At 59.7% G+C, this 17,888-nt stretch carries 19 protein-coding genes; 11 read left to right on the top strand and 8 right to left on the bottom strand.

The genetic code is table 11. The features are described from left to right. Window positions 1-23: 23 nt before the first annotated feature. From ET418_RS14890 to ET418_RS14855, 8 genes are all read right to left on the bottom strand, one after another. Entirely contained in the window at window positions 24-377 is a 354-nt protein-coding gene (locus ET418_RS14890; RefSeq protein ID WP_149308881.1) for a toxin-antitoxin system HicB family antitoxin, read from the bottom strand. Beyond that, entirely contained in the window at window positions 374-580 is a 207-nt protein-coding gene (locus tag ET418_RS14885; RefSeq protein ID WP_218043402.1) for a type II toxin-antitoxin system HicA family toxin, read from the bottom strand. Before ET418_RS14885 ends, ET418_RS14890 begins: the two co-directional genes overlap by 4 nt. A 220-nt stretch (window positions 581-800) precedes the next feature. Continuing rightward, window positions 801-1,205 carry a hypothetical protein gene (locus ET418_RS14880; protein WP_149308877.1) on the bottom strand — a complete coding sequence of 135 codons (405 nt, stop codon included), beginning with the start codon at window positions 1,203-1,205 and terminating at the stop codon, window positions 801-803. Window positions 1,206-1,396: 191 nt separating this feature from the next. Next, complete coding sequence (locus tag ET418_RS14875; RefSeq protein WP_149308875.1) at window positions 1,397-2,302, bottom strand: hypothetical protein; 906 nt, start codon at window positions 2,300-2,302, stop codon at window positions 1,397-1,399. Between the two features lie 100 nt (window positions 2,303-2,402). Continuing rightward, window positions 2,403-2,750 (bottom strand): DUF2845 domain-containing protein, encoded by a 348-nt coding sequence (locus ET418_RS14870; protein ID WP_149308873.1) that lies wholly within the window; start codon window positions 2,748-2,750, stop codon window positions 2,403-2,405. 217 nt (window positions 2,751-2,967) lie between these two features. Beyond that, the gene (locus ET418_RS14865) at window positions 2,968-3,765 is read right to left on the bottom strand and encodes a cytochrome c3 family protein (protein WP_149308871.1); all 798 of its coding nucleotides are present in this window, start codon (window positions 3,763-3,765) and stop codon (window positions 2,968-2,970) included. A 17-nt stretch (window positions 3,766-3,782) separates the two neighbouring features. Beyond that, entirely contained in the window at window positions 3,783-4,886 is a 1,104-nt protein-coding gene (locus tag ET418_RS14860) for a cytochrome b (RefSeq protein ID WP_149308869.1), read from the bottom strand. A gap of 16 nt (window positions 4,887-4,902) precedes the next feature. After that, window positions 4,903-5,322, bottom strand: coding sequence for a QcrA and Rieske domain-containing protein (locus tag ET418_RS14855; protein ID WP_149308868.1), 420 nt, complete (start codon window positions 5,320-5,322; stop codon window positions 4,903-4,905). A gap of 247 nt (window positions 5,323-5,569) precedes the next feature. Here ET418_RS14855 and ET418_RS14850 point away from each other — a divergent pair, with 247 nt between their 5' ends. The 11 genes from ET418_RS14850 to ET418_RS14795 all read left to right on the top strand — a co-directional run bounded on the left by ET418_RS14850 (window position 5,570) and on the right by ET418_RS14795 (window position 17,789). After that, window positions 5,570-6,085, top strand: coding sequence for a MarR family winged helix-turn-helix transcriptional regulator (locus ET418_RS14850; RefSeq protein WP_149308866.1), 516 nt, complete (start codon window positions 5,570-5,572; stop codon window positions 6,083-6,085). Between the two features lie 90 nt (window positions 6,086-6,175). Beyond that, entirely contained in the window at window positions 6,176-7,510 is a 1,335-nt protein-coding gene (locus ET418_RS14845) for a dicarboxylate/amino acid:cation symporter (protein WP_149308864.1), read from the top strand. Between the two features lie 78 nt (window positions 7,511-7,588). After that, the gene (locus tag ET418_RS14840; protein ID WP_149308862.1) at window positions 7,589-8,866 is read left to right on the top strand and encodes an acetate kinase; all 1,278 of its coding nucleotides are present in this window, start codon (window positions 7,589-7,591) and stop codon (window positions 8,864-8,866) included. Window positions 8,867-9,126: 260 nt separating this feature from the next. Continuing rightward, window positions 9,127-10,554 carry a sigma-54-dependent transcriptional regulator gene (locus ET418_RS14835; RefSeq protein WP_149308860.1) on the top strand — a complete coding sequence of 476 codons (1,428 nt, stop codon included), beginning with the start codon at window positions 9,127-9,129 and terminating at the stop codon, window positions 10,552-10,554. A gap of 275 nt (window positions 10,555-10,829) precedes the next feature. Next, window positions 10,830-12,551 carry a cytochrome b/b6 domain-containing protein gene (locus tag ET418_RS18455; protein ID WP_246153116.1) on the top strand — a complete coding sequence of 574 codons (1,722 nt, stop codon included), beginning with the start codon at window positions 10,830-10,832 and terminating at the stop codon, window positions 12,549-12,551. 35 nt (window positions 12,552-12,586) lie between these two features. Further along, on the top strand, window positions 12,587-13,504 hold the full coding sequence (gene hybA, locus ET418_RS14820; protein WP_149308858.1) for a hydrogenase 2 operon protein HybA: 918 nt from the start codon (window positions 12,587-12,589) through the stop codon (window positions 13,502-13,504). Window positions 13,505-13,506: 2 nt separating this feature from the next. Beyond that, window positions 13,507-14,823 (top strand): Ni/Fe-hydrogenase cytochrome b subunit, encoded by a 1,317-nt coding sequence (gene hybB / locus ET418_RS14815; protein WP_149308856.1) that lies wholly within the window; start codon window positions 13,507-13,509, stop codon window positions 14,821-14,823. A 29-nt stretch (window positions 14,824-14,852) separates the two neighbouring features. After that, on the top strand, window positions 14,853-15,242 hold the full coding sequence (locus ET418_RS14810) for a hypothetical protein (RefSeq protein ID WP_149308854.1): 390 nt from the start codon (window positions 14,853-14,855) through the stop codon (window positions 15,240-15,242). Window positions 15,243-15,312: 70 nt separating this feature from the next. After that, window positions 15,313-15,633, top strand: a complete 321-nt coding sequence (locus ET418_RS14805; RefSeq protein ID WP_149308852.1) for a hypothetical protein — start codon at window positions 15,313-15,315, stop codon at window positions 15,631-15,633. 1 nt (window position 15,634) lies between these two features. Further along, entirely contained in the window at window positions 15,635-17,524 is a 1,890-nt protein-coding gene (locus ET418_RS14800) for a V-type ATP synthase subunit I (RefSeq protein WP_246153115.1), read from the top strand. Between the two features lie 52 nt (window positions 17,525-17,576). Beyond that, entirely contained in the window at window positions 17,577-17,789 is a 213-nt protein-coding gene (locus ET418_RS14795; RefSeq protein WP_149209253.1) for an ATPase, read from the top strand. The last annotated feature ends 99 nt before the right edge of the window (window positions 17,790-17,888 follow it).

Here is a 17,888-nt window from a genome sequence, read left to right as displayed (position 1 = left end):
GTTCGAATGGACAAAAGGTTGTATCAGGCAGCTTTGCGGGCAAGGCCCTCCGCGATGTAGGTTGCGGCAAGGGTGTTGATGCTGACGCCCTCTTGACGCGCCCTGGCCTGCAACCGGGCATGAACGCTTTTCGGAAGCCGCTGCACGAATTTGCCCGAGTATGCGCCGAAGCTGCCCGGCTCCGGGACCGGAAGGCCCCGCTCTTCGAGCGTGGCAATCACGGCGGCTAAGGCCTTGAAACCCTCCGCAATCGCCTCCTCGATGGTTTCGCCGTCCGCTATGCATTCGTTGAAATCGAGAAACGTCACCAGATAGCCGCCCCCCTCTTCTACGGTGAGCGCCCGTGTTTCGAATGGATATGCCGTAATGTCTTTCATGGTTCCTCCAACAGCGCCAGAAATTTTCTGACGTAAATCATCTTGATCGGCTTTTTTGCCGGCACCGGAAGGGTCTTGCCGGCGGCTGTTATAAAAACGCAATGGCTCCCGCCATCATGACGCCACCCGATCCCCATGCGATTTGCGACAGCCTGGAGGTCTTCGATCCTCCACCCGTCCGGGTTGTTCCGCATTTTCTTCATCGTCTTGTCGGTTTGCGTCATAGAAATATGATACTATCTGTAGTATCAAAGTCAATGACAAAAAAACACCCAGGAACGGCAGGTATGGGATACTACTACAAGTAGCAGCCTTTTAAGCGACTCATAACGACAGGCTATTTTTTGTGAAAATGAGTGGGAGCGATTGGGGCTAAAAACAATTAATGAAATCAGTGGCAATACATGAGAGGGAGCCGACTTCTCAAACCTCCAGCCATTTCCTGCGGACATTGAATAAAGTCAGGAGAAATGGCACCTGACCTATGATTGAAAACTCAAAATGCATCTGCCCTCTTGTATGGGCAATTGCCATGCCAGCCAACGCAAACATTGTCCCAATAACCCCACACAAGATACCCATATCCAGAGCCCACCGTCTCCCCCAAAGCAAACCATATGCAGTAATTCCATGAACCATCAATACGATAGTCATCGCTATTGGCAGGGGGCTGAGAACAGGTCCGTAATAGGCCACTCCGTATAAATTGTACCGCATATTACCAACAAACAGGCCCACAAAAAGAATAATTGGTGCGCCTAAAAAGATTATGAAAATCCAGCAAAAGAAACGAATCCATTTGGGCAGAAGCTTTTTTCTTTCAACCATTTTGGGCCTCTAACGATTTGTAGGTGCACTGGAGGAGGGGAAAATCTCCGCTTTCCCCTTGACAAAACTTATCATGGATGTCCCTGTATTTTGGCGCGTCTCGAGTGGATATGCGGTAAGGTCTTGCATGGTTCCCCACAGTTGCTCAAAATCCTCTTTTCAAAGGTAGAACCCTCAGTGTCTTATACCGTCTACTTTTGTATGGTTATCTCAAACATTGCTCGTTTGTCTTCTGGAACACTCAGGATGTCATTGGTAGCTTGTGTGATGCCGAGTTCATTTTCCCAGATGTAGGGCGGTGGCGAATATTGTTTTCCGGTTACAGGTTTCACTGCATTGGGTTCCGATGTAATTGACCTAAGCGTATTTGCACTTGATGAAATGGCTGGCCGGTGAGCGGGTATAGAGAACGCACGTCCGCTTATTGCTGGAGTGGACTGACTGCTGGGTGGAAAATAGTCTTTGTTTTCTGCCTGTCCTTCCGCTTTTTCTTGGTCCGCTTTATTCGATGGAATCCCATTTTCAATATCTACTTGCGGGCGATAATTTTTTGCAAAAGACAGTGTGGTAATAAAACCTACTGATTTTAGGCCGTTTGATAAATTGTTTTCAATGCTAACCCTGACAACGGTGTTTTCCAGGGTCCAAGAAGAGGTGGTCGTATTTCTGACATACTCACCAAAAGTTTCAGTTCTTTTGTTTTCAACACGATTGTCACCGAATTTTTCATTACACCAACTCACATATTGTGTGTAATCATCAGTATTTACTCTGTTGATAGAATAAATAGCGAATGAATTTACTTCCTTGGTTTTGGTATTTACATACATGTTCATTGCTTCGGCGCTTAAATTACTTATGCTGATTGGTGTTGTATAATTGTCACTTATTTTGGTGTCTCCAATACCAGACCATCCTCCTGACTTCCATGGTGCCGACTTGTACAACTCACTGTCTTCAAAGGTCTCCCACTTGTATGTGGACCAGAAGTCCCTGCTTTCTAACAGTTTGGTTAATTCCGATGTCGCACCATTGGAAGCAGTGGCGGATGTAAGGATTGTCAATGTAACAAGTAAAAATCCCAGGAGTTTATTCATTATATGTCTCCTCATGCCGTGGAGCGTAGCGAAATGAAATGGGCACCAATAAGCAGCCTATCCCCTTATTGGTGCCCATAGCAGGCGAATGTTCTTTGGATCATTTGACAAAACCACCCGTTCGAACTTCTCTAAGACACCCTTGATAAAATACCAAAATATGTTGCAGTGAAGAGCCCTCAGTGTATATCCATTCTACATACGGCTCCTTTTTCAGCCAAGTATAGGGTTCACCACTTTTATAGCAAGGGTTCTCTTCCGGGTTAAAATGCATCGGGGCACTCATGTCATTCGTTTTGAAAGCAGGGGGATCGCATTTAGCTTCCACCGTGGCAATTTTGTCTCCGGTCGAGACAATAGCGCCGTTGGGACAGCTAAAGTTGTCGGCATATGCCAGCATGCCCGAGAAATAGAAAACAGCGGCTACAGCAATATCTGTCCATTTCATATTTTTCTCCACACGATTGGTTCCAGCATATGATTGGACGGTCCATTATCAGAGATATTTCGCAGAAAACAACTATGACATATTCTGTCTTGACCCTTGATTGTTGCTTCGGTGTTTAACTATCTGAATCGTAGAGGCGAACTGCTGTTCGCCCCATCAGGGCGCATGCAATGCACCCCTACACCGGGATGTGCATAGGTAATTGCCGAAGCATCACCTAATCAAACGTCTTCCTCAGCAAATGGGCGAACAACGCCAACAGCAGCATGGCCGAAACAACGACCGCCCCGGCGATCTTCCGCTTCTGGCGCGACTCGTCCAAAGCCGTGAGCTGATCCTGAATCTTCTTCAGGTCCGCCTGTATCCCGGCCGACTCTTTCTTGACCATCCCCACGTCCACGTTGTGGAACAGGGTGTGGAAGCGGTTGCGCACGGCGAATAACCCCTTCTCCAGGCTCTCCGTATCGACCCCTTGCACCTTGTAGGCCGCGATCCGCTTGTCGATGGCGACGATCATGGCCTCGGTTTCCTGCATGGCAGCACGGATCACCTTGGCTCGCTCGTAGCTGTGGCACTGGCTGCACCGTTTTTCGTTGATGATCTCCAGCGACGCCTTGACCACCAGATGGTTGGAGTGGCAGGTGACGCAGGTCGGTCCACCCTTGCCCAAGGCCTTGCCGTGGGCGCTGGCCAGGAAGTCCTTCAACACCCCCACGTGGCAGCGGCCGCAGAAGGCCGGGATGGCCGGTTCCTTGGGCGCGCCCAGGAAGCCGCGGGCCGGGCTCATGGCGTTGGCCGCATCCTTGGGGTCGCCGCCGTGGCAGGCGTTGCAGGCGATGCCGTTTTCCGCGTGGATGCTCCCCTTCCAGAGTTTGACCGGCTCCCCGATCTTGCCCGGCATGGCGCCGTGGCACTGGATACAGACGATCTCCTGCGGTTCCGCGGCGAATGAGGCCAAAGGCCACAGAACGGCCAGGGGTAAGAGCAGGACGAGCAGGCTTCCCAACAGGTTCATGACAGTCTCCCGGTATCTCATGAGTAGTGCCCCCAGACGCTCAGCCCGATCCAGAGCAGGATTCCCCCTACGGCACAGATCATGAACAACGGCCGTTTCAGGGGATGGCGCTCCCTGGTCCGGTCGATGAAGGGGAGCAGGGCCAGGAAGGTCATGGCGGCCCCCTGCACCGCGAGGCCGATGAACTCGTTGGGGAAGATCTTCAAGGTCTGATAGTTGGCCAGGAAGTACCATTCCGGTTTGATATGGGCCGGGGTCTGGAGCGGGTTGGCCGGGAGAAAGGAATCGCTGGTGAAGAACAGGTTGGGGGCGAAGAACACCACCGCCAGGAAGCAGGCCAGGTAGATGAAGATGGAGCGCAGGTCTTCCAGGGCATAATTGGGGAAGAACGGGATGCCCCCCGGATGGCTCTCGTAGCGGTAGCCGTCCCCCTGCCACTGGTTGGCGGTCTCCTTCTGCCCGAAAGGGGGCGTGGAGACGCCGGTGCGTTGCAGGAAGAACAGGTGAGCGCCGACCACGGCCGCCATCCCGGCCGGGATGAGCGCCACGTGCAGGGCGAAGAAGCGCCCCAGGGTCGGGGGGCCGACCAGCGTGCCCCCCCGCAGGAACTCCACCAGATACGGCCCCGCCACCGGGATGGCATTGGCGCTGTTGGTGGCCACGGTGGTGGCCCAGAAGGAGAGTTGGCTCCAGGGAAGGAGGTAGCCGGTTAAAGAGATGCCCTGGACCAGGGTGAAGAGGATGAAGCCGGTGAGCCAGTTGAACTCCCGCGGGCTCTTGTAGCTGTTCATGAAGAGCACGGAAAGCATGTGGAGGAAGAGCACCAGCACCATCATGTTGGAGCCGATGGCGTGGCACGTGCGGATGAGCCAGCCGAAGGGGACCTCGTTCATGATGAAGGATACGCTCTTGAACGCCTTGTCCGCATCCGGCACATAGTAGATCAACAGCAGGATGCCGGTGACCACCTGCAGGGCGAAGATGAAGAGCAGGATGCTCCCCATGGAATACCAGGCGTTGATGTTGCGGGGCAGGAGGTAGCCGGTCAGTTCCTTCGCCACTATCTCCCGGGCGCCGATGCGCACGTCGATCCAATCAATAAGCCGTTTGAGCAGAGCCATGCAGCCTCCTGGTGTTTCAGCCGACGGTGATGATGCCGTTGGCGACGCTAAAGGGAAGTTTTGCGAGCGGTTTGGGCGGGGGGCCGGCGGTGACCACTCCGTCGGGGGTGTAGTGGCCGCCGTGGCAGGGGCAGAGGAAGTCCTGCTTGTCTTTCTCCCACTGCACGATGCACCCCAGGTGGGTGCAGACGGCGGAGAGGGCGATCAGGCCGCCGCCCCGTTTGCGCACCAGAACCGCCGACGCGCCGTTGAATTCGAAGAACTTGGCCTCGCCTTCCGGGATATCCTTCTCCGGGATATCGACCCTGGCGGCCGTGGCCCTGGTGGAGCGGGGCGCCAGGTAGCGGTACGCCGGCCAGACGGTCACGGCGGCAACGGCCGCCGCCAGTCCGCCCAGGCACACTCCCAGGAATGTTCTCCTGCCGTTACTTTCCATGGATTCCTCCCGAGTGAAACATAGATGATTACTTATAGCAACCCTGTCGGTTTTTTCAAGGCGAGAGTTTCGGCGCCGGCCCGATTTTGCAGCGGGAATAATGCTGATGGGGAGAGGGGAAAAAGAATTGTTTACACAAAATTGCATCGCGGGCAATTTACAATTGTCGCTCAAATTTGTTTATGCTAGAATTATTTATATTAAAATTATTGCACTGTTAATTGTTTTCTACGAAGGGGGGAGAGGTATGACCAAAACCGTCAAAGTGGCAGAGATCATTAATAATATCCGCAGGGTATTTCAGGTTTTCAACGACTATTCCAAAAAGGCCAAACGGGAAACAGGCCTGACCGGTCCCCAACTCTGGGCGATCAAGATGATTGCGGAGAATGCGCCGGTCAAGGTGTCGGATCTGGCGCGGCTCATGTTCGTCCAGCCGGCCACGGTCGTGGGCATCCTCGACCGTCTCGAAAGAAAGGGGCTGGCAGAGCGGACCCGGTCGCGGGAAGACCGCCGGGTGGTAACCATCGAGTTGACCAAGGCCGGCAAGGATCTGGTCGTAGAGGCCCCGGAGGTCGTCCAGGGGCATCTGGTCAAGGGGCTGGAAACCCTGTCCGCGCACAAGCTCCTGCTTATTGAAGACGGCATGGAACAACTGGTGAAAATACTCGGTGCCCAGGAAATCCCCCCCAGGTTGATCCTGGCGCGGGAAGAGGAACTGGCCCAGGCGAAGAAAGCAGAGAAAAAAGAAGATAAGAGTTAACGGCATGGAGGGGGCATCCCCCCCGTCCAGGGAATAGACCCGCGGCACGTTTATGCCACGTCCCTAAAACCAATTTGAGAGGGAACCAGGATGAAAGGAAAGAGGATTTACCAGCATCTTTATTTTCAGGTTCTGACGGCAATCGCCGCCGGCGTGCTGCTCGGCTACTACTACCCCGCAAGCGGCGTGGCTATGAAGCCATTCGGCGATGGGTTCATCAAGCTGATCAAGATGATCATCACTCCGGTCATCTTCTGTACGGTCGTGACCGGCATCGCCGGCATGGAGGACATGAAAAAGGTCGGCCGGGTCGGGGTCAAGGCGCTGTTCTACTTTGAAATAGTCACCACGGTGGCTCTCATCATCGGCCTGACCATCGTCACCATTATCCAGCCGGGCGCCGGCTTCAACGCCGATGTCAGCAAGATCGACACCAAAGCCCTGACCGCCTTTACCACCCAGGCCCACTCAAGCAATACCGCAGATTTTCTCATGAACATCATCCCCACGAGCGTGGTCGATGCCTTTGCCAAGGGTGACATCCTCCAGGTGCTCCTGTTCTCCATGCTCTTCGGCTTTGCCCTCTCGGCCCTGGGCGAGCGGGGAAAGGTCGTGTGCAGGCTTGTGGAACAGATATCCCATATCCTGTTCGGCATCGTCGGCATCATCATGCGGCTCGCCCCCCTGGGCGCCTTCGGCGCCATGGCGTTCACCATCGGGAAGTTCGGGGTCGGCTCCCTGTCCAAGCTGGGGATGCTCATGGGGAGCTTCTACCTCACCTGCATCATCTTCATCTTCGTGGTGCTCGGCACCATTGCAAGGGTCACCGGTTTCAGCATCTTCAAGTTCATCCGCTACGTTAGCGAGGAGATCCTCATCGTGCTCGGCACGTCGTCGTCCGAATCGGCGCTGCCGCGCATGATGTCCAAGCTGGAGAATCTGGGGTGCAGGAAGTCGGTCGTGGGGCTCGTCATCCCCACCGGTTATTCCTTCAATCTGGACGGCACCTCCATCTACCTGACCATGGCCGCGCTGTTTGTGGCCCAGGCCACCAATACCCACCTTACCTGGACCCAGACCCTGACCATGCTCGCCATCCTCCTCCTGACCTCCAAGGGGGCGGCCGGGGTTACGGGGAGCGGCTTCGTGACCCTGGCGGCCACCTTTGCCGCCATCCCGACCATTCCGGTGGCCGGCCTGGCCCTGATACTGGGGATCGATCGCTTCATGTCCGAGGCGCGCGCCATCACCAACCTGATCGGCAACGGCGTCGCCACCGTGGTCGTCTCCAAATGGGAAAACGAGATGGACATGGAGCGGCTGCACTGCGTCCTGAACCGGGAGGCATGCCCGACGGAGGCCGATGAGGAGGGCCTGGTGGAGGAGGATGCATCTTTTCTTGAGCAGGTGCCGGTTAAAGAGTAAGATAGGGATGGAGCCGGCATTCAATGCATGGGGCGGATGCCTCGAAACTTCCGTGCCGGCAGGGAAAGCGGAGTGTACATGAATATTCTGACCCTGAGTTGCCGGACCCATTCCATAAAATTCCATCTCTTCACGTGGGGCGGCGAGTCGCTGCTTGCGGCGGGGGATGTCAAGCGGGTCGGACTCGGCGGGACGTCCATCAGCCTGAAGGTGACGGGCCGGGAGAATGAAACCCGGGAGGTGGAGTTTGTCGATCACCGCGGGGCCGTCTCCCTGATCCTCGCCATCCTGAACGATCCCCGGCACGGCATCGGGGACGAAGCGGTACAGATCGGAGCCGTGGGCCACCGGGTGGCCCACGGCGGGGAACAATTCCGCCACTCCGTGGTGATCGACGATCAGGTGCTTGACGCCATCCGGGACCTCCAGCAACTGGCGCCGTTGCACAATGCCGCCAATATCGCCGGGATCGAGGCCGCTGCAGCGTTGCTGCCCCATATCCCCCATGTGGCCATCTTCGATACCGCCTTCCACGTCACCATGCCGGATTTCGCCTATATCTATCCCTTGCCGTACGAATGGTACAAAAAGTTCGGCGTGCGGCGCTACGGGTTTCACGGGCCGTCCCACATCTACCTCTCCCGGCGGGCCGCCATGCTGCTGGGCAAGCCGGCCAATACCTGCAACCTGATCACCATCCATCTCGAAAAGGGCGTGTCCCTGTGCGCCATCAAAAACGGCATGTCTATTGACACCAGCATGGGGCTGACCCCCTTGGAGGGGGCGGTCATGGAGACGCGCAGCGGCGACTTCGACGCGGGCATCACCCCTTTCATCATGCAGGAGTTGAACCTTTCGGCGCGGGAGATGGAGAGCATCCTCAACCAGAAGAGCGGGATGCTGGGCATAACCGGGTGGAATACGGACCGCCGGCATATTCTGGAGGCCGCCTCCACCGGGCACACCCGCTGCAAACTGGCCCTGAAGATGGAAGCCTACCGCCTCAAGAAGTATATCGGTGCCTACCTGGCCGCAGTGGGGCCGCTGGATGCCGTGGTCTTCACCACCGGTGTGGGCGAGTGGGAGTGGCTCGCCCGTGAACTGACCCTGGAGGGGCTGGAATGTTTCGGCATCCTACCCGACCCGGAGAGAAACCGCGCCGCCCGCTCGAAAGGGGAGGAGGCGCTCATTACCACCGCCGCATCGCCGGTCAAGGTCTTTGTCATGCCCACCGATGAAGAGCTCGTCTTTGCCCAGGACGTGACCGCCATCCTTGCCGGGGAGTACAGCGACCACCTGCACTACGACTATTCCTTCGCCCGTCCCGATTTCGTCCCCCTCCAGCCTGCGGCATAGACCGCAGGCTGGTTCTCCGCTTCACCCCCCATGCTATATTTTCCGCTTTTTTGCGCTATAATTAGTTAGTCAGCCGATAAGCAGCGATCTCACGTTGAACCCTTCTCCGGGGATCAACCACCCCCTGACCCCTTTAGGCCCCAGAGGGTCCTCCTTATCAAGGAGGGGGAAGAGATTTGTGCGTTTTTCTCCCCTCCTGGTTCAGGAGGGGGCGGGGGTGGTAGCCGTCCCCGGCAGCAGCGCCACCCAAGGATGGATGCATGGCGAACGTTCTGATCATCGATAACGACGATGCGACCGGTTCCGCACTCTGCCGGACGGTGACCGACATGGGGCACGACGCCTCCTGGAGGAAAAACCTGCGGGAGGGGGTGCCGTTGGCCGTCTCCCAGCCGTTCGATGTCGTTTTCCTCGCTATCCACCTGCCCGACGGCAACGGGCTCGACCTGTTGCCGGTCATCCAGGCGACCTCCTCCACCCCGGAGATCATCATCATGACCGGGGCGGACGAACCGGACGCCGCTGAAACGGCCATTAAGAGCGGGGCGTGGGATTACGTGACCAAGGGGGCGGCCCCGGAGGAGGTCAAGCTGCCGCTGGTCCGGGCGATTCAGTACCGGCAGGAGAAGCTCTACTGTTCCCGAAAGAACGTGACCTCCCTGAAGCGGGACGATATCGTCGGCAGCAGCCGGAAGCTGACCGCCTGCCTCGACTTGGTCGCGCAGGCCGCGGTGAACGACATCCCCATCCTGATCACGGGTGAAACCGGCACGGGAAAGGAACTCTTTGCCCGGGCCATCCACCATAACAGCGGACGGGCGGCGGGCAATTTCGTGGTGGTGGATTGCGCCGCCCTGCCCGACACCCTGGTGGAAAGCCTCCTGTTCGGCCATGAAAAGGGGGCCTTCACCGGCGCGGAACACGGGCGCGACGGCCTGATCCTCCAGGCCCACGGCGGCACCCTGTTCCTGGACGAGGTGGGAGAGCTTTCCGTCTCCGTGCAGCGGGCCTTTCTGCGGGTGCTCCAGGAACATCGCTTCCGCCCCCTGGGGGGGAGCCGGGAGGTGGAGAGCGATTTTCGGCTCGTGTCCGCCACCAACCGGGACCTGGACGCCATGGCGCAGGGGGGGCAGTTCCGTAGCGACCTCCTGTTCCGGCTCCGCTCCTTTACCATCGAGATCCCGCCCCTGCGCGACCGGGAGGGCGACGTCAAGGAGTTGGTGCGCTACCACATGGACCGGCTGTGCGAACGCTATGGCCTGGCCCACAAGGGGTTTGCCCCCGAGTTTCTCCAGAGCCTGGCCGCCTATGCCTGGCCGGGCAATGTGCGGGAACTGATCAATACCCTGGACCAAGTCATCGCTTCCGCGCGCTACGAACCTACCCTGTTTCCCAAGCATCTCCCCAGCGACATCCGCATCAAGGCGGCACGGGCCGCGAACGGCCATAAGCGGCAGGGCGACGCCCCTCCGGCCGCCTTCCACGGGCTTCCCCCGCTGCACGATTTTCGGGACGAGACGGTGCAGCGGGCCGAAAACAACTATCTCCACGAACTGATCGCCCTCACCAGGGGGAATATCAACGAGGCCTGCCGCATCTCCGGGCTTTCCCCATCGCGCCTCTATGCCCTGATGAAGAGCCATGGTATCCACCGCCGTTATTTCGATCCCGATGCCGAGGGGGAATGACCCCCGGCATCGAGGGGGAACAACGCCGCGATTTCCTGTCCGGCAGCATATTTTCCTGTTCCGCAGTAATTCTCTTGTCCCGCAAGAAAAAACTTTCCACGCATAGTCGCGCCCCTGTTCCGCAACAATACGAAATAATTCGTTAATTTTCCCCTTATTTGCACCGTCCTTTTCGGTACGCCTGATGCTATGGCTAACGGTAGCGGGCCTGCGCCCCTGGTGCAGTGTGTGGGGGCTGCCGCAACAAACGGATCACGGCAACATGCGGAGGGGCTATGGGAACCAACGGCACGGGCATGGCACGGGGATGTTTCCTGGTGGTACTGGCAACGCTGCTCTTTGCGCCCGCCTCCTTCGGCGCGCGGGACAACAGCGAATGCCTCGAATGCCACGGCGAGCAGTCCATCATCCAGCAGGGTGGCGCCCGCCTCTATGTCGATCCGCTGAAATTCGCCGACACCAGCCACAAGGTCGTCGGCTGCACCTCATGCCACGACAGCGTGACCGGCAGGCATCCCGAAGACGGGACCAAGCCCTCACACGCCACCTGCAAGGAATGCCACGGCGCGGTTGCCAAGGAGTACGCCCAAAGCCTGCACGGCAGGAACGCCGCCTGCGCCGACTGCCACAACCCGCACCGGGCGCGGAAACCGGCCGATGTGTCGGGGGTGGAGATCAACGCCGTCTGCTCCCGTTGCCACTTGCCTCCGGCGACCCTGAAAAGCCATGAAAAATGGCTCCCCCAGGCGGGACGGCACCTGCATGCCATGCCGTGCATCACCTGCCATACCGGGTCAAAAGGGTATTACATCAACCTGTTTGTGGAGAAGGAGGACCAGAAGGGCGCTTTCCGCCTGGCGACCTACGACGAACTCGCGCGGCTGACCGGCGAGAGCGGCATCGCCTCCCTGGTGGATACCAACGGCGACAATTACATCTCGCTCTTGGAGTTGCGGAAATTCAACAAAAAAGCTCGTGACGACGGGATGCGCCTGCGGGGCATGATGATGCCCGAGGTGATGACCCACAGCTACCAGATTCTGGATAATCGCTGGGATTGCACCTTCTGCCACGTCTCCGGGACCAAGGGGTTGCAGACCAGCTTCGTATCCTTCCCCGGCAAGAATGGAGTCTACAGCCGCGTAGCCGTTGAAAAGGGAGCGATCCTGGATGTCCTCTACGGCACCCCCGACTTCTATATGACCGGAGCGACCCGCAGCAAGGGGGTCAGCATCATAGGCGGCCTCATCATCGCCTGTGGGATCGTCATACCCCTGGGACACGGGTTCATACGTTTCCTGACCCGCAGGAAGCGGGAGCACAACCACGACCAGGCCGCCCATGAGGTCATCGTCTACCTGCAGCCGACACCGGTCAGGATCTGGCACTGGATTCACGCCCTCAGTATCGTCACCCTCTGCGTCACCGGGGTGCAGATCCGCTTTCCCGAGGTCGTCAACCTGTTCGGAAGCTACCGGGCTGCGGTGACGCTGCATAACGTGGCCGGGATCGTGGTGGCGCTCTCCATGGTGTACTGGATTCTCTATTATGTCGTCATCTCCCACGCCATCGGCAGGATTTACTTCCCCACCGGCGACGAGGTGAGGCACGGGCTCATCCGGCAGGCGATCTTCTATGCCTTCAACTACTTCCGCGGCAAGCCGAATCCCTTCCACGCCACCCCGGAGAACAAATTCAACGCGCTCCAGAAGACGGCCTATCTGGTGATCATGCTCGTCTTCATGCCGCTGGTTATCGTCACCGGCTTCCTGCTGCTGGATATCCAGCCCCTGCGGAACATGCTGTTCCTGCTGGGGGGGATCAAGCTGATCGACGGGCTGCACTTCTTTACCGCCTGTTGCCTGTGCGCCTTCACCTTCTTCCATTTCTATCTGACGACTCTTGGCCCCACCCCGTTCTCCGAGATCAGGACCATGTGGACCGGGTGGGAGAAGGAGGAGGAACCGGAGGAGAGCGAGCCGTCAACGGCCAAGTAATTTCCGTTCTGGCTGCAAAAGGGAGGTCGAGAGTCATGAGAACGACCAGCAGAAGACAATTTCTCAAGCTGCTCGGGGCAACCGGCGCCGGGCTTCTGGCCGGCCGGCCGTGCGCCGCCGCCCAGGGGAAGCGGGCCGTCAACAATGACGAACTGGGCATGCTCTACGACGCCACGCGCTGCGTGGGGTGCAAGGCGTGCATGGCGGCCTGCAAGCGGGTCAACCGCGACTCAGGCGGCCTCGCCTACGAGCGGGCCCCGTTCGATCAGGATAAATTGTGGGATGCGCCGGCCGACCTGTCGGGCAACACCCGGACCCTGATCAAGCTGTACAAGGGGCCGCAAAACCGCTGGTCGTACATCAAGTACTCCTGCATGCACTGCCAGGAGCCTTCCTGCGTGTCGGTCTGCCCGGTCAGCGCCATGACCAAGGACAAGGCGACCGGCATCGTGGATTACGACAAGAACAAGTGCATCGGCTGCCGCTACTGCCAGATCGCCTGTCCCTTCAGCATCCCCCGTTTTCAGTGGGAACGGAAGGCCCCCCAGATTGTCAAATGCGACTTGTGCCGCAACACCAACCTGCGGGGCAAGGGGATACCGGCCTGCGCCGAGGTCTGCCCCGTGGGGGCCATAACCTTCGGCAGGCGCGGCGACCTGTTGCGGGATGCGCGTGGCAGGATCGACGCCAATGGCGGCCGGTACGTCAACTACATCTACGGCGAGCATGAGGTGGGGGGAACCAATCATCTCTACCTGGCTGGGGTGCCGTTCCCCAGGCTCGGCCTCCCCCGGCTGCCGGCCGAGGCGCCGGCCGAATTCTCCGAACGTATCCAACAGACCATCTACAGGGGGTTCATCGCCCCGGTCGCGCTCTACGGCATGCTCTGCATCATCGCGCTCAGGAACCGGAAAAAACGGGAGAGCAAGGGTATCCAGGAAGAGGAGGAATGACCATGAGGGAGCACGAACACAGCAAGGAATTCGTCCGGGTGCACAGCCCGATCCTGACCAAGCCCTTCTATTTCTTCCTGGTACTCTCCCTGGTGGGGGGCTACTTCATCATCCTCAGGTTCGTCAAGGGGATCGGGGCGGTTTCCAACCTGAGCGACGGCTATCCCTGGGGGATCTGGATCGCCTACGACGTGGCCACCGGCACCGCCATCGCCTGCGGCGGTTATGCCGTCGCCATCCTGGTGTATATCCGCAACCGCTGGCAGTACCATCCGCTCATCCGCTCCGCCATCCTGACCAGCCTGTTCGGCTACTGCCTGGCCGGCTTCTCGGTCATGGTGGACATCGGCCGCCCTTGGAACGCCTATGGGTTCTTCATGCCGTCCCGCTGGCAGCCCAATTCGGCCATGTTCGAGGTGGCCCTCTGCATCATGGGGTACTGCGTGGTGCAGATCATCGAGTTCTTCCCCTCCCTCCTCTGCGTCCTGGAGCACAGCAAGCTGAAATGGCTCCAGAAGGCCATCTACCACTTCCATCCGCGCCACACCCCCCAGGACGAGGCCCTGGTGCGGACGACCGTGGGATGGGTTCACTCGGCCACAGCCTGGTTTCATCCCAAGTTCAACAACATCCTGATCTTTATCGTGGCGCTCGGCCTCGTCCTGCCGACCATGCACCAGTCGTCCCTCGGCTCCCTGATGCTGATCGCCCCAACCAAGCTACACCCGCTCTGGCATACCGGCTTCCTGCCGCTGCTCTTTCTGATCAACTGCATGTACATGGGGTATGCCATCGTGATCCTGGAATCCCTGGTCTCCTCCTACCTGCTCAAGCGGGAGTACGAAGTAGATGAGTTGTCCGGGTTGGCCCACATCATCCCCTGGCTTGCCGTTGTCTGGCTGTCGGTGCGGTTGGGCGACCTCATCCAGCGCGACCAGGTGGCCCTCATCTTCAAGGGGGACAAGTACTCCCTGTTCTTCCTGCTGGAGTTCCTGCTCCTGGCCGGCGGCTCCCTGCTCCTCTTCGAGAGTAAACGGTGGCGGTCGCCGCGCTGGCTCTTCGCCACCGCCGCCATGATGCTCCTGGGCGGCGCCCTGTACCGTTTCAACGTCTACCTGATCGGGTTCATCCCGGGCACCGGGTGGCGCTATTTCCCCTCCTTCGCGGAGTTGATGATCTCGGTCGGCATCGTATCCATCGAAATCCTGGGGTACCAGGTGTTGATCAAGTTTTTGCCGGTGCTCCCCAACCCCCACATGCATCGCGATATTGCCCATGTGAAGCCGTCCAAGGCGGCCCCGGCCGTGGCCAGGGCATGATGCCGCCAGGGTGAAAGGATCGTAACGCCATGCAGATACTCCTGTTCGCACGGGACGGGGTCGGCGACCACATCCGCAACGCCGTGACCCGAACCGTGCCTGAAACCGAGGTCTTCAGCGCCATGGACGACTTGGTCAGCCGGTTCCGGTGCCCGTCCGGGGAACCGGTGGTGGCTGTGCTGATCGTCGGTTCCCTGAACGAGCTTGCCGCTCTGCGGCAGATGAAGGGGATACTGCACGATTGCCGCACCGTTCTGGTCCTGCCCGACCGGGAGGCGGAGACCGTGGCGGCGGGGCACCGTCTCCACCCACGTTTTCTCGGGTGTCTTGATGACGACGGGGAGGAGATCGCCGCCGTGCTGTGCAAGATGCTGGCTCAGCAGAAAAAGGACCTGGCGGAGCACCGCCCCGGTGGTTGAATATTCACCGTGCGCCGCGATTGCCGCCGGGGCGTCATGGAGGGGATGATGTCCCCGCAGGGGAACCGTCATGGAACAGGAAATCCTGAACACGGTATTTGAGGTGGAGCGGGAGATCCGGGAGATGGTCGCCGCCGAGCAGCAACGGACGGATGGCGATCTGGCCGCCCTGCGCCGGGAATGTGCGGATCTGGCGGCAGGGGAGGAGGCCCGACTGCGGGAGGAGTTGGCCGCCGGGGTCGCGGCCGTGGAGACGGGCGAGGCGCGCCGGCAGGCCGATGCCGCCGTGACGGAGGCCGAGGCCAGGGCCGGGCGGCTGGCCGGGCTTGGGGACGACCTGCTTGCGGGGTGGGTGCACCAGGGGATCAGGACCATACTACCGGGTGAATGACATGATCGTCGCCATGTCCAAGGTTGAGATCATCGGGCCGATGGAGCTTCTGCTCCCGGTGCTGGACCGTGTCCGGGCCCTGGGGCTGTTCCAGGTGGAACAGGAGATGCACGGCTTTGTGGACCGGGAGGATGAAAAGGCGTTCCGGTCGGTCCGGCTGGATAAGAAGACCCTGGCGGAACGGTTGTACTTCGACGACCTCCTGGCAAAGATCGACCAGTTGGCCGGCTTCCTTCCCAAGCTGCCCACCCGGTGCAGCTACCTTGAGCCGCACAGCGCCGTGGGGATCGTGGCCGAGGTGGTGGACAAGCACACACTCCTGTGCAGCGGGCTCTGCCGCCGGCGGGACGCCCTGGAGGGGGAACGGGGGGAACTGCTCCGGCAGACCGCCTTCCTCGACGCCCTGGAACCGCTCTTCAAGACGGCCGGGGAGGGGACCGGGCTCGATTTCATCGGCGTGTCCCTGAAAAACAGCGAGGCGGTGGATCACCTCTACCAGTTGATCGCACGCCTGACGGGCGACACCTTTGAATTCGTCACGACCAGCGGCCCGGAGGGGGCGATCATCGTGCTCATCACCCTGCCGGTCGAACTGGGGGCCAAGGTTCGGGACGTGCTGAATGGGGAACGCATCCCGGAGTTGGCCTTCCCGCCCTCCCTGAGCCAGCTCCCGTTCCCGGACAAGGTGCGCACGGTGCGCCGCCGGATCAACGACATCGGGGGGGAACTCGACCGGGTGAACGCCGAACTGCAGCGCTTCGCCTCCCGCTGGTGGCCCACCTATCAGTGCGTGCGGGAGTGGCTGTCGGACCGCCTGGCGCTGCTCACCACCACCGCGGCCATCCACAAGACCGACCTCTGCTTCTTCATCCACGGCTGGATGCCCTCGCCGGACGTGCCCCGGCTCCGCTCCGCCCTGAACGGGGAGTTCCAGGGGCGGGTGGTGGTGGAGGAGCAGGAGGCCCTGGAAGAGGAGATGGAGGCCATCCCCATCGCCATCAGGAATCCCCCTTATTTCCGCCCCTTCGAACTCTTTACGCGCATCCTGCCGCTCCCCTCGTACCGCTCATACGACCCGACCCCCTTCATCGGCATCTTCTTCCCGATCTTCTTCGGCATGATCCTGGGGGATGTGGGGTACGGCCTGCTGCTCATGATCGCTGCTCTGGTCATGCTGAAGCTGTTCCGCACGCGGCGCGACCTGCGCGATGCCGCCCTGATCCTGCTGGTCTCCTCCTGCTATGCCGTGGTGTTCGGCTTTCTGTACGGCGAATGCTTCGGCGGGACGGCCGGGGGATGGCGGCTTCTGGAACAGACCTGTGTCATCGAACGTAGTCGCTCGATCATGCCGATGCTGGCATTTTCCCTCTCCATCGGCGTCGTCCACGTCACCCTTGGCCTCTGTCTCGGCTTCTGGTCGACCCTGCGAAGGCGCTTGGTCAGGGAATCCCTGGCAAAGCTCGTGAACATCCTGCTCCTGCTCTGTCTCGCGGCCCTGGCCGTCTCCCTGTTCAGCCCGTTTCCCCCCCCGGTCCGAAGGGGGCTCAACGCGGCCGTGCTTGTCGCCATCCCGCTCATGCTCCTGACCGGCGGACTCCTGGCGCCGCTGGAGATGATGAAGAACATCGGCAATATCGTCTCCTACGCCCGGATCATGGCCATCGGGCTCGCCTCGGTGCTGATCGCCCAGGTGGCGAACCGGTTCGCGGGGCTGACCGGAGATGTGCTGACCGGCGCCGTGGCGGGCGGCCTGCTCCACCTGATCAATATCGCCCTGGGAATCTTCTCCCCCACCATCCATAGCCTGCGGCTTCATTACGTGGAATTTTTCGACAAGTTCATCGTCTATGGCGGCCGGAGGTTCGAGCCGTTCAAAAAGCCGCCCGGATAGCCGTCGTCCGGACGGTCAGCGGGGTTCCCCGTTCGAAAGGAGGGAAGGAAAAATGGAAAAGGTATTGCTCGGTTTTGCCGCTGCCCTTGCCGTGGGACTCTGCGCCATCGCTACCGGGTGGGCCCAGTCCCGGATCGGCTCGGCCGGCGCCGGCACCCTGGCCGAGAAGCCCGAGCTGTCGGGAACGATCATCATCCTGCTGGCCATCCCCGAAACCATGGTTATACTCGGCTTCGTGGTCGCCGCCATGATTCTCTATCTCTAAGTGGTTGTTGAAAAACAGCCATCAGGCCGCCGTCCTCGAAAGCCCTTTCGTGCGGCGTAGCGCTGCTACGCCTCCTCAGGGCATTCTGCGGGTGCGACG

This window comes from Oryzomonas rubra, from assembly GCF_008369015.1.
In the GTDB taxonomy this organism is placed as follows: Bacteria; Desulfobacterota; Desulfuromonadia; order Geobacterales; family Pseudopelobacteraceae; genus Oryzomonas; species Oryzomonas japonica.
This window is presented reverse-complemented; position numbering and strand designations above follow the sequence as displayed.

Coding starts and splice junctions, on each gene's coding strand:
- ET418_RS14890 (WP_149308881.1), bottom strand. CDS start 377: ATGAAAGACATTACGGCATATCCATTCGAAACACGGGCGCTCACCGTA.
- ET418_RS14885 (WP_218043402.1), bottom strand. CDS start 580: ATGAAGAAAATGCGGAACAACCCGGACGGGTGGAGGATCGAAGACCTC.
- ET418_RS14880 (WP_149308877.1), bottom strand. CDS start 1,205: ATGGTTGAAAGAAAAAAGCTTCTGCCCAAATGGATTCGTTTCTTTTGC.
- ET418_RS14875 (WP_149308875.1), bottom strand. CDS start 2,302: ATGAATAAACTCCTGGGATTTTTACTTGTTACATTGACAATCCTTACA.
- ET418_RS14870 (WP_149308873.1), bottom strand. CDS start 2,750: ATGAAATGGACAGATATTGCTGTAGCCGCTGTTTTCTATTTCTCGGGC.
- ET418_RS14865 (WP_149308871.1), bottom strand. CDS start 3,765: ATGAACCTGTTGGGAAGCCTGCTCGTCCTGCTCTTACCCCTGGCCGTT.
- ET418_RS14860 (WP_149308869.1), bottom strand. CDS start 4,886: ATGGCTCTGCTCAAACGGCTTATTGATTGGATCGACGTGCGCATCGGC.
- ET418_RS14855 (WP_149308868.1), bottom strand. CDS start 5,322: ATGGAAAGTAACGGCAGGAGAACATTCCTGGGAGTGTGCCTGGGCGGA.
- ET418_RS14850 (WP_149308866.1), top strand. CDS start 5,570: ATGACCAAAACCGTCAAAGTGGCAGAGATCATTAATAATATCCGCAGG.
- ET418_RS14845 (WP_149308864.1), top strand. CDS start 6,176: ATGAAAGGAAAGAGGATTTACCAGCATCTTTATTTTCAGGTTCTGACG.
- ET418_RS14840 (WP_149308862.1), top strand. CDS start 7,589: ATGAATATTCTGACCCTGAGTTGCCGGACCCATTCCATAAAATTCCAT.
- ET418_RS14835 (WP_149308860.1), top strand. CDS start 9,127: ATGGCGAACGTTCTGATCATCGATAACGACGATGCGACCGGTTCCGCA.
- ET418_RS18455 (WP_246153116.1), top strand. CDS start 10,830: ATGGGAACCAACGGCACGGGCATGGCACGGGGATGTTTCCTGGTGGTA.
- hybA (WP_149308858.1), top strand. CDS start 12,587: ATGAGAACGACCAGCAGAAGACAATTTCTCAAGCTGCTCGGGGCAACC.
- hybB (WP_149308856.1), top strand. CDS start 13,507: ATGAGGGAGCACGAACACAGCAAGGAATTCGTCCGGGTGCACAGCCCG.
- ET418_RS14810 (WP_149308854.1), top strand. CDS start 14,853: ATGCAGATACTCCTGTTCGCACGGGACGGGGTCGGCGACCACATCCGC.
- ET418_RS14805 (WP_149308852.1), top strand. CDS start 15,313: ATGGAACAGGAAATCCTGAACACGGTATTTGAGGTGGAGCGGGAGATC.
- ET418_RS14800 (WP_246153115.1), top strand. CDS start 15,635: ATGATCGTCGCCATGTCCAAGGTTGAGATCATCGGGCCGATGGAGCTT.
- ET418_RS14795 (WP_149209253.1), top strand. CDS start 17,577: ATGGAAAAGGTATTGCTCGGTTTTGCCGCTGCCCTTGCCGTGGGACTC.